The organism is Methylosinus sp. sav-2, assembly GCF_004366495.1.
Classification (GTDB): domain Bacteria; phylum Pseudomonadota; class Alphaproteobacteria; order Rhizobiales; family Beijerinckiaceae; genus Methylosinus.
The window spans coordinates 32939-43433 of record NZ_SOEJ01000022.1 but is presented as its reverse complement, the minus strand read 5'-3'; the positions used below and the strand labels follow the sequence as shown (position 1 = coordinate 43433).

Sequence of the window (10495 nt, the reverse complement as noted above, 5' to 3'; positions counted from 1 at the left end):
ACCGAGGTGCAGGCCTTCACCTCCACACAGCTCGCCGGCCTCACCGCAACGCAGCTCGGCAAGCTCACCACCACGGCGATCTCGAACCTCTCGACCACGCAGGTCACTGATCTGACCTCGACGCAGGTGCGCGGCCTCACCGCAACGCAGATCGGCGGCCTCGCCGCCTCCTATCTCGACGCTATCGACGCAGCCGACTTCTCGACAAGCCAGATCGCGGCCTTCAGCGCGACAAGCGTCGGCGATCTTTCGACGACCCAGGTCGGCAATCTCACCGCCACCCAGATCGGCTCGCTCTCTGCCACCGCCTTCGGCGCGCTGACCTCGACCGAGGTGCAGGCCTTCACCTCCACGCAGCTCGCCGGCCTCACCGCAACGCAGCTCGGCAAGCTCACCACCACGGCAATCTCGAACCTCTCCACCACGCAGGTCACCGACCTCACCTCGACGCAGGTTCGCGGCCTCACCGCGACGCAGCTGGACGGGCTGTCGGCGAGCTATCTGGATGCGATCGACGCCGGCGACTTCTCGACGAGCCAGATCGGCGGACTGGATTCGACCGCGGTCGGCAATCTCACCTCGACGCAGGTCGGGGCGCTGACCTCGGCGCAGGTCGGCGCGCTCTCGGCGACATCGATCAACTCGCTGACCACGACCGAGATCAACACGCTGAGCAGCACGCAGGTCGCGGGCCTCACCAAGACGCAGCTCACCGCGCTGAGCACGACCAACTTCAGCGCTCTGAGCAGCACGACGGGCATTCCGGCGCTGACGACCACGGCCATCGCCGGCCTGACCACCGCGGATATCGCCGCGCTCAGCACGACCCAGGGCAACGCCTTCACGACAACCCAGATTCAGGCAATGTCCGTGGATCAAGCTATCGCGCTCGTGTCTCTCATCGGCTGACGGCGAGGGGCGCGAGACGCGGTGACTTTCGTCACCCGTCCGCAACGGCGCTCCGGGCGGCATCGCCCGGGCGCCGCCCTCTCGAATGGACGTCGACATGACCACGCAGCCGAACGAATCGGAGACCGCCCTCGCGCTGTTCCAGGCAGCGATCGAAAAATCCTACTCGCGCAAGCTGACCATCGCCGATCTGTTCACCGCCGCCGCGCAATTGAAAGCGTTGGGGCTCGATCGGCGGGCGGCCGAGCTCTACAAGCATTGGATCGCCTTCAACGCCGACGATCCCGTCGTCTATGCGGCCTATTTCAACTTTGCGACCGCGCTGGCCGACTCGGGCGATCGCCCGGGCGCGATCAATGCGCTGCGCGAAGCGATCCGCATTCAGCCGGATTTCCAGCCGCCCTATATCAATCTGGGGCGGCTGCTCGAGGATTCCGGCCTCGTCGGCGCGGCGGTCGCGCAATGGATGGCGCTCGTCGAGCGGACCGCCGCCGTCAATGGCGAGTCGGTCGCTCACAAGCTCAGCGCGCTGCAGCAGACCGGGCGCGTGCTCGAGAGCCTCAATAAGGACGAGGCGGCGGAAGACGCGCTGCGGCAAATCCTGGAGATCGATCCCAAGCGGCAGGAAGTCGTGCAGCATTGGATCGCGCTGCGCCAGCGCCAATGCAAATGGCCGGTCGTGCAGCCCTCCGAGCGCGTGAGCCTCGCCGATCTCGCCAATGGCATTTCGTCGCTGTCGCTCGCCAATCATGCCGACGATCCGATGTTCCAGCTCGCCAAGGCGCATCATTACGAGAAGCGCTCCATCGGCCGGCCCAAACGCGGCCTACCCGAGCGCAGCCTGCGCGCAGCCGAGCCGAAGCGGGCGCGCAAGCAGCGGTTGCGCATCGGCTATGTCTCCTCCGATCTGCGCGAGCATGCGGTCGGCTTCGCCATGACCGATGTGCTGGAGTCGCATGATCGCGCGCATTTCGAGATCTACGCCTATTATTGCGGCATCGCGCGCAATGATCCGACGCGCGAGCGCATCGCCGCCGCCGTCGATCGCTGGACCGACATCAACGGAATGGACGACGAGACGGCGGCGAAAAAAATCGCCGAGGACGAGATCGACATTCTCGTCGATCTCAACGGCTACACCAAGGATGCGCGCACCAAGGTGTTCTCGCTGCGGCCGGCGCCGATCATCGTCAACTGGTTCGGCTTCCCCGGCACGATGGGCAGCCCCTATCATCATTACATCATCGCCGATCCGGTGATCATTCCCGAAGGCGCGGAGATCTACTACTCGGAGAAGGTGGCGCGGCTCGCCTGCTACCAGCCCAATGATCGCAAGCGCGTCGTCGCGCCGCAGCGCCCGACGCGCGTCGAGGCGGGATTGCCGGAGGACGCCTTCGTCTATTGCTCGCTCAACGGCATGCAGAAGCTCACCGCCCTCACCTTCGATCGTTGGGCGCGCATTCTGACGGCGGTTCCGGGTAGCGTGCTGTGGCTGCTGACCGGCACGGAGCAGACCAACGCCCGCGTGCGCGAGGAGGCGAAAGCGCGCGGCGTCGCGCCGGAGCGCATCATTTTCGCCGAGAAGATGGCCAATCCCTATCATTTGGCGCGCTATCCGCTCGCCGATCTGTTTCTCGACAATTTCCCCTATGGCGCCCATACGACGGCGGCCGACTCGCTGTGGATGGGCGTGCCGATCGTCACCTTCGCCGGCCGCAGCTTCGCCTCGCGCGTCTGCGCCAGCCTGGTGCGCGCGGCGGGCGTCGGCGAGCTCGCCTGCGCCTCGGCGGACGATTACGTCGCGCTCGCCATCGAGCTCGGCAAGGACAGGCGCAAGCTCGCGGGCCTACGGGACAGGCTCGCCAATGTGCGCGAGACGTCGCTGCTGTTCGACACGCCGCGGCTCGTCGGCGATTTGGAGACGCTCTATCGCGACATGTGGCGCGATTACGAGAGCGGCGAGCTGCCGCGGCCGGATCTGCGCAATCTCGATATTTATCACGAGATCGGGCTCGATCTCGATCTCGAAAAGATTGAGCTGCTGAGCGACGCCGATTATCGCACGCTCTATCAGAGCAAGCTGGCGGAGTGGGACGCCGCCTATCCGATAGAGCCAGACGCGCGGATGTGGCGGCCGCGCTGAGCGCGCGGCCGTGATCCCTCGCTCACTCGGCGAGCATTCGCTTCAAGAGCTCGATAACCTCGGACAGGCTCTTGTCCTTGGAGGCGAGCTCCTCGACCTTGCGCACGGCGTGCAGCACGGTCGTATGGTCGCGTCCGCCGAAGCGCCGGCCGATCTCCGGCAGCGAGCGCAGCGTCAGCACCTTGGACAGATACATGGCGATCTGCCGCGGGCGCACGACATTGGCGGTGCGGCGCGAGGAGAGAATATCCGCGCGCGAGATATTGTAATGGCTGGCGACGAGCTTTTGAATGTCGTCGATCTTGACGCGCTTGGGCTCGGCGCTGCGAACGAGATCGCGAATGGCGTTCTCCGCCGTCTCGACGCAGAGCGGCGCGCCGTTCAGCGTCGAATGGGCGAGCAGGCGATTGACCGCGCCTTCGAGATCGCGGCCATTGGTGACGATGGTCTTGGCGATATAGGACATGACCGCCGGCGGCACATGGAAATTGGGCTGCGCCTCCTGCGCGGCGGCGATGCGCGCCTCCAAAATCTTCATGCGCAATTCTTCGTCGAGCGGGCCGATGTCGACGCAGAGCCCGCCCTTGAAGCGCGAGAGCACGCGTTCGTCGAGAGTCTCGAGGTCGGAGGGCGGGCGATCGGCGGCGACGACGACCTGCTTGCCGGCGTCGATGAGCGAGTTCAGCGTGTGGCAGAACTCCTGCTGGATCGACTTGCCCTGCAGAAATTGCACATCGTCGATGATCAGCACGTCGATGTTGCGCAGCCGCTCCTTGAAGGCGATCGAATTTTGCTGCGTCAGCGCCGAGACGAAGCCGCTCATGAATTTCTCGGCAGTGAGATAGAGCACGCGGCGCTTATTGTCATTGGCCGAGCGCGCCACCGCCTGCAGAAGATGCGTCTTGCCGAGTCCGACGGCCGCATGAGTGTAGAGCGGATTGAACAGCGGATGCTCGCCGGGACGGGCGTCGGCGACGCGACAGGCGGCCGCATAGGCGAGCTGGTTCGAGGGGCCGACGAGAAAGGTCGAGAAAGACAGACGACGATCGAGCGGGGAACCGCCGAAAGACTCGCCGTCGCCGCGCGCCGCGGGACGCATCGGCGCCTTGACGTGCTGCGCCTCCGAGCGCTCGACGACAATGGCCGCAGGCGCCGGTTGCGCCTTCTCGACGACGGCGCCGGAAACGGCGTCCGCATCACGAGGGCGCGCACGGCGCGTCGGCGAGCGCACGTCGATGACGATCTGCTCGAGCGAGGTGAATTCGGCGCACAGCCGCGTGCGGATGCGATCCGCATAGTGAGACTGAATCCAGCTCTTCAAGAATTTCGTCGGCACCGTCAGCAGCGCTGCGCCGTCCTTCATGCCTTCGAGCTCCAGCCGCGCGAACCAGGAGCTGTAGACGGCCTCGCCGAGCTCGGCGCGCAGCCGCCCGCGCACGCGCTCCCATTTCTGCCGGCCCTCCGCCGACAGCTCGCTGGAATTCGACTGGTCATCGCTATTATCGGACATGGCTTTCTTTCGCGCTGAAGACGAGTCGAGGCGCGGCGCCTCGACAGCGTCGTCATAGTGAAACGGATAGATCGGTCGGTTTCGATCGATATGCGCGATCGACGCTTAGAGGACGCTTAAAGCTGGTTCGGGGGACCCACGGAATTTTCGCCGAGGTCGAAGGGACTTCGTCCGTCCTTTCGACTGCGACCTCGCGCGTCGTAGCGCTGCGCTACGTCGTCGCTCGGTCTCGTGTCGGCTCGCCGCCCAAAAGCCATCACATCACCCCTACATCCGCGATGAGCGAAAGCCCGTCGCGGTCCTTACAATCGGATCTGAAGATACGCAGACAGAAACGCACCCAGCGGGAATCGGCCGATGCATTCGTGGTGTGGTCGACGCATTCGTGGAACGCGTCGGGCAGTCCATCGCAGAGAAGGTGTCACCCGGAGGCTTACATGCGTCTACTCACCCATCCAAGCGACGCCGCTCCTCAGCGCCACGCCACATTTCGAACCTACACGCCCGCTTTTGCGCACGCAACGATCGTCGAGCCGCAGAATGCGCGGAACGTCGCCGCATCGCAGCCGCAGTCACGCCCTTCGCCTGGATAAAGTCATGATTCGTCGCTCAGAAAAACTTACGACGGTGGAAGGCGTGACACGGCGATCTTCGCATTGTTGCAGCGCGCGCGTTAACGAACGGGGCCTGTCAAGCCCGGCGAGCCTTGGCGACGCAGCGGGCCTTTAACGCAATTAACTGTTTTTAAACCGTATACGCTGCGCACAAGAAAAGCGTGTGAAAAAAAATCTCACACTACGAAGACTAGCGGAGTCGGTTTGCCCGTGCGTCGAAATATTACGCAGAACGCAAAAAAGCCCGGCGGAGCCGGGCTTTCGAAACACGCCGTTTGCGCAAGAAAAGATCAGGCAGAAAGAGCCTTCACGCGCGCCGTGAGACGCGAGACTTTGCGCGATGCGGTGTTCTTGTGAATGACGCCGTGCTGCGCGGCGCGCATCACGACTGGCGCGACGCTCTTGAGCACGGCGGCGGCCGTCGCGGCGTCGCCGCTGGCGATCGCCTCCTCGACCTTGCGGACCTGCGTGCGCAGCAGGCTGCGACGCGCGCGGTTGACGGCCGTGCGCCGGGCGATCTTGCGGACGGCCTTCTTGGCCGAGCTGGTGTTGGCCATCTTTGTTCCTTCGACGGTCGAGGCGAGGCGGGCGGGGTCGCCGCCCAAAAAAGCAAAGCGGCCGCGAAATCGCGGCCAGTTCGCCGGCCTTATACGCGGGCCGGCGTCGTTTCGTCAATGGCCGGGCCGGAGCGGCGCGCTCAGCGATGCTCGAAACGCGGCGGGCGCTTCTCGATGAAGGCGGTCATGCCCTCCTTCTGATCATGCGTCGCGAACAGCGAATAGAACAATCTCCGCTCGAAACGCACGCCTTCCGAGAGCGGCGTCTCATAGGCGCGCTCGACCGCCTCCTTGGCCATCAGCACGGCCGGCAGCGACAGAGCGGCGATGGTCCGCGCGCTCTTCAGCGCCTCTTCCAGAAGCTTGTCCGCAGGAACGATTCGGGCGACGAGGCCGCAGCGCTCGGCCTCCTCCGCGCCCATCAGCCGGCCGGTGAGGACCAGCTCCATGGCCTTGGATTTGCCGATGGAGCGCACCAGCCGCTGCGTGCCGCCGGAGCCGGGAATGACGCCCAGCTTGATCTCGGGCTGGCCGAATTTGGCCGTGTCGGCGGCCAGAATGAAATCGCACATCATGGCGAGCTCGCAGCCGCCGCCCAGAGCATAGCCGGCGACGGCGGCGATGACGGGCTTGCGCGCGCGCGCCACGCCGTCCCAGCGCGCCAGGAAATCGTCGAGATAGGCTTCGGCGACGGTCTTGTCGCGCAGCTCCTTTATGTCGGCGCCGGCGGCGAAGGCCTCCGCCGAGCCGGTCAGCACCACGCAGCCGATTTGAGGGTCCGCCTCGAAATGCGTCAAAGCGTCGGCGATCTCGCCGATCAGCCGCGCATTCAGCGCATTGAGCGCGCGCGGCCGGTTGAGCCGCAGCAGCGCGACACGATCATGCGTCTCGATCTCGATCGTCTCGTAATCCAAGGCCGGCCTCCTGCTTTCCGTCGCTATCATGCGCCCATCAAATTTCGAAGTCGCCCTCATTCGCCTCGATCTCGCCGAGGCCGGCGGCGACCGCGCGCCCATGCAGCTCGTCCAGCGTGATCGTATCGAGCTTGGCCAGCGCCTGACGCTCCGCCTCCGCGAAGAGCGGATCGACCGCGAGCGCCAGCAGACGCGGCTCCTCGCCATTCTGCGCGCCCTCCTCCGCGCGCAGAGCGACGCGCACGATCTCGCCGACATAGAGACGGCGACGCTCGCGCGCCAGCTCATAGCCGCCGGCCGGGCCGCGCACGCTCTTCAAAATGCCGGCGCGCACCATGGCCTGCAGCATGCTCTCGAGATGCCGCGGCGGCAGATCGTGACGCGCCGCCAGCGCCCGCGACGACACCGGCCGCGCCCGCGCATGCAAGGCGATGTCGAGCGCCGCCAGCACGGCGAGACGCGCGGGACGCGGCAGAAGGCTCATTCGGCTCCGCCCTCGCCCGGCGCAACCTCGCTCGTCCCAGTCGAGCCGAAGCCGCCGTCGCCGCGCGCGGTCTCCTCCAGCGCTTCCGTCGCCTCGATGAGCTCGACATGCTCGTAGCGCGCCACCACGAGCTGCGCGATGCGCATTCCGCGCGAGATCTCGAATGGATGCGTCCCGAAGTTGACCAGCAGAACCTTCACCTCGCCGCGAAAATCGCTATCGATGGTGCCGGGCGCGTTGAGCACGCTGACGCCGAATTCCAGCGCCAGGCCGGAGCGCGGCCGCACCTGCGCCTCATAGCCGGGCGGCAGCGCCAGCGAGAGGCCCGTCGGCACCAGATCGCGCGCGCCGGGCTCCAGCACCAGCTTGCCGCCGGGCGCGAGCGCGGCGCGAAGATCGAGCCCCGCCGCGCCCGCGCTGGCGTAGGCGGGAAGCGGCAAGCCTTCGCCATGCGGAAGGCGGCGGATGGCGATCTTGGTCACGGCGTCTCTCCCAGCGTGTCGGCGATATGCGCGATGAGCCGCGCCGCGACCTCGGTCTTGTCCAAGCGCGGCCAGGAGGCGAGGCCGGCGCGCGAGACGAGGTGAACCTCATTGCTGTCCGCGCCGAAGACTCCAGCGCCGACGTCATTGGCGACGATGAGATCGCAACCTTTGCGCGCGAGCTTCTCCTGCGCATGGAGGAGCACGTCGCGCGTTTCCGCCGCGAAGCCGACGACCAGCGCCGGCCGCCCCTCGCGCCTCTGCGCGACGCTGGCGAGAATATCCGGATTCTCGCGCAGCACGAGCGTCGGCGGCTCGCGCGAGGCGCCCTTCTTGATCTTGTCGGCGGAAGGCTCGACGCGCCAATCGGCGACGGCCGCGGCGCCGATGAACACATCGGCCGGCAGCGCCGCCTCCACCGCCTCGAGCATTTGCTGCGCCGTCTCCACATGACGCGTGGCGACGCCTTTTGGATCGGCGATCTCGACCGGGCCGCTGACCAGAGTGACGCGCGCGCCGGCCTGCGCCGCCGCCGCGGCGATGGCGTGGCCCTGCTTGCCGGAGGAGCGGTTGGAGAGAAAGCGCGCCGGATCGATCGGCTCGCGCGTCGGCCCGGAGGTGACGAGCACATGGCGCCCGGCGAGCCTCCCCTGCCCCGCGACGGGCGGCGGCAGAACCGTATCGCCGCGCAGCGCGGCCTCTATGGCGGCGACGATGGCGAGCGGCTCCGCCATGCGGCCGGGGCCAAATTCGCCGCAGGCCATCTCGCCATCGTCCGGCCCGACGAAGAGCGCGCCGTCGCCGCGCAAGGTCGCGACATTGCGCTGCGTCGCCGGATGCAGCCACATGCGCAGATTCATCGCCGGCGCCAGCAGCGCCCTTTTGTCGGTGGCGAGCAGCAGCGTCGTCGCCAGATCATCGGCGAGCCCCTGCGCCATGCGCGCCAGAAGATGCGCCGTCGCCGGCGCGACCACGACGAGATCGGCCTCCCGCGAGAGCCTGATATGGCCCATCTCCTGCTCGTCGGTGAGCGAGAAGAGGTCCTCATAGACGCGCTCGCCGGAGAGGCTGGCGAAGGACAGCGGCGTGACGAAACGCGCCGCCGCCGCGGTGAGCACGACGCGCACGAAGGCGCCGCGCTCGCGCAGCCGGCGAACCAGCTCGAGCGCCTTATAAGCGGCGACGCCGCCGCCGACGACGAGCAGAATGCGCTTGCCCGAGAGGCTCTGCGGATCGGAAGAAACCAAGCGACGGCTCCGCTGCTAGGATACGACTTCCGGCTGAATGGTTCGGCGCGTTCTCCCTCTCCCCGCTCGCGGGGAGAGGGCCGGGGTGAGGGGCTCGGGGCGTGAGCCACAGACGGAAAACGCCCCGAGCCCCTCATCCTCACCTTCTCCCCACAATGCGGGGAGAAGGAAAGCGGCAAATATTGCGCGAACCAATCAGCCGGAAGCCGTAGAGAGGGAAGAGAATACTCTTTTTCGCGCCGGCCCGGAAAGAGCGCCGGTTTTCCACCCTCCCCTTCAGGGGGAGTGTTGGACCGTGCAACGGTCCGGGCTGGGGTCGCCGCCCAGCCCGATCGCCCTCCCCTAGAAGCCGTATCCGGTCGCGGCGCCATGGTCTATATTCGCGCGCGCAGGAATGAGGGAAGGGATGTCGGACTATTTGGACAAGGTGAATCGCATTCCGATCTCGGCCGATCTGCTCGGCGAGGTCATGGACATGCTGCGCGCGCTTCCGGTCGAGGAGCGCTGGGCCTCGGGCTCCCGCTCGTCCCGGCTCTATGAGATGCTGGAGCGCCGCGGGCTGACCGACACGGCCGATATCGTCGCCGTCGCCATAGACCTGCGCGTGACCGCTCTGCTGCGCCTGCAGAGCCTCGATGCGCTACGCGGCTGGACGACCCCCGGCGGCGGGCTCCGCGCCAGCCTCGTCCACCCCGATCTGCTGAAAGCCGCCGCCGCCGAGCCGCTCATAGAGGAGGCCGACGGCGAGGCGATCTTCGACGTGGCGAGCTTCCGTCTGCGGCTGCTGGCGGGGGCGGAGGTTTATGGGCGGGCGTGAGGGGGGCGAGGGCGGTTTCCGCTCGTGCCTCATGACGGTCATTCACAACCCGGTTTTCACGAAAAATGACGCGCCGATGGCTGCACCGTCGCGTTTTCCGTTGGCGCGCAGCGTGGTAAGCTCTCGTCGTGAGGGCTACCATGATTCATAGCAAGTCCACCGACGATCTGATTGCCGAGCTAAATCTTCTGGACGAATCTGACGCTATAGAGGCAAAAGAGGTGTCAGGAAACGAAGTCGGTAGCTCGATTTATGAAACGATTTGTGCATTCTCGAACGAACCGGGTCTTGGTGGCGGGGTTATCCTGCTAGGTTTAAAGAAAGAGCTTGGGCAATTATTTCCGGTATACAAGCTAACTGGCATTAAAGACCCAGATAAAATTCAAAGCGACATCGTATCAGCATGCCAGAGCAAGTTTAACACCCCCATTCGGCCTATCGTCAAGCGCGAGCTTATTCAAAATAGGACAATAGTAAGAATAGATATAGCTGAATTGCCTGCAGAGCAAAAGCCAATTTCGATCAAAAACCTAGGGCTCCCGCGTGGCGTATTGCGGAGAATCGGATCAAGCGACGTTCATTGTTCACAGGATGACTTAATCGCCTTTTTTCAAGATCGGTCGCATAGTAACTACGACGCCCATACGGTTAGAGACTCCAGCACACAGGACATAGACCCTACCGCTATTGCACTGTACAGGCGGTTCATTGCGGAGCATAAACCAACGTCACTAGTATTAAGTATGACAAACGACGAAATTCTTTATAGCACGACCAGCTTGAAGACTGCTGAATAAGTCACAAGAGCTACGGCGTGC

The 10495-nt window shown here is 65.3% G+C and carries 9 protein-coding genes and 1 pseudogene; 4 read left to right on the top strand and 6 right to left on the bottom strand.

From position 1 onward, the window contains the following. Together EDE12_RS22005 and EDE12_RS20410 are read left to right on the top strand one after the other, a co-directional pair. A pseudogene (locus tag EDE12_RS22005) lies at window positions 1-909 on the top strand (hypothetical protein); the annotation flags it as partial. Window positions 910-1006: 97 nt separating this feature from the next. Continuing rightward, on the top strand, window positions 1007-3052 hold the full coding sequence (locus EDE12_RS20410; RefSeq protein WP_198029867.1) for a glycosyl transferase: 2046 nt from the start codon (window positions 1007-1009) through the stop codon (window positions 3050-3052). 22 nt (window positions 3053-3074) lie between these two features. On the opposite strand, the gene dnaA is transcribed toward EDE12_RS20410, so the two are convergent. From dnaA to coaBC, 6 genes are all read right to left on the bottom strand, one after another. Further along, entirely contained in the window at window positions 3075-4562 is a 1488-nt protein-coding gene (dnaA, locus tag EDE12_RS20405) for a chromosomal replication initiator protein DnaA (protein ID WP_051465390.1), read from the bottom strand. A gap of 904 nt (window positions 4563-5466) precedes the next feature. Beyond that, complete coding sequence (rpsT, locus tag EDE12_RS20400) at window positions 5467-5733, bottom strand: 30S ribosomal protein S20 (protein WP_024879343.1); 267 nt, start codon at window positions 5731-5733, stop codon at window positions 5467-5469. Between the two features lie 140 nt (window positions 5734-5873). Continuing rightward, window positions 5874-6647 (bottom strand): enoyl-CoA hydratase, encoded by a 774-nt coding sequence (locus tag EDE12_RS20395; RefSeq protein WP_026598096.1) that lies wholly within the window; start codon window positions 6645-6647, stop codon window positions 5874-5876. Window positions 6648-6684: 37 nt separating this feature from the next. Beyond that, window positions 6685-7131: an Rrf2 family transcriptional regulator gene (locus EDE12_RS20390; RefSeq protein ID WP_024879341.1), complete on the bottom strand. Its 447-nt coding sequence runs from the start codon at window positions 7129-7131 to the stop codon at window positions 6685-6687. Next, complete coding sequence (dut, locus tag EDE12_RS20385; RefSeq protein ID WP_026598095.1) at window positions 7128-7613, bottom strand: dUTP diphosphatase; 486 nt, start codon at window positions 7611-7613, stop codon at window positions 7128-7130. The genes EDE12_RS20390 and dut overlap by 4 nt, the downstream gene beginning before the upstream one ends. After that, complete coding sequence (gene coaBC / locus EDE12_RS20380; RefSeq protein ID WP_026598094.1) at window positions 7610-8860, bottom strand: bifunctional phosphopantothenoylcysteine decarboxylase/phosphopantothenate--cysteine ligase CoaBC; 1251 nt, start codon at window positions 8858-8860, stop codon at window positions 7610-7612. Before coaBC ends, dut begins: the two co-directional genes overlap by 4 nt. Window positions 8861-9266: 406 nt before the next feature. On the opposite strand from coaBC, the gene EDE12_RS20375 reads away from it, so the two are divergent. Both EDE12_RS20375 and EDE12_RS20370 read left to right on the top strand, forming a co-directional pair. Then, complete coding sequence (locus tag EDE12_RS20375; protein ID WP_026598093.1) at window positions 9267-9677, top strand: hypothetical protein; 411 nt, start codon at window positions 9267-9269, stop codon at window positions 9675-9677. Between the two features lie 140 nt (window positions 9678-9817). Beyond that, window positions 9818-10474: an ATP-binding protein gene (locus tag EDE12_RS20370; protein WP_084768398.1), complete on the top strand. Its 657-nt coding sequence runs from the start codon at window positions 9818-9820 to the stop codon at window positions 10472-10474. Window positions 10475-10495: the final 21 nt, after the last annotated feature.

Coding starts and splice junctions, on each gene's coding strand:
- EDE12_RS20410 (WP_198029867.1), top strand. CDS start 1,007: ATGACCACGCAGCCGAACGAATCGGAGACCGCCCTCGCGCTGTTCCAG.
- dnaA (WP_051465390.1), bottom strand. CDS start 4,562: ATGTCCGATAATAGCGATGACCAGTCGAATTCCAGCGAGCTGTCGGCG.
- rpsT (WP_024879343.1), bottom strand. CDS start 5,733: ATGGCCAACACCAGCTCGGCCAAGAAGGCCGTCCGCAAGATCGCCCGG.
- EDE12_RS20390 (WP_024879341.1), bottom strand. CDS start 7,131: ATGAGCCTTCTGCCGCGTCCCGCGCGTCTCGCCGTGCTGGCGGCGCTC.
- EDE12_RS20375 (WP_026598093.1), top strand. CDS start 9,267: ATGTCGGACTATTTGGACAAGGTGAATCGCATTCCGATCTCGGCCGAT.
- EDE12_RS20370 (WP_084768398.1), top strand. CDS start 9,818: ATGATTCATAGCAAGTCCACCGACGATCTGATTGCCGAGCTAAATCTT.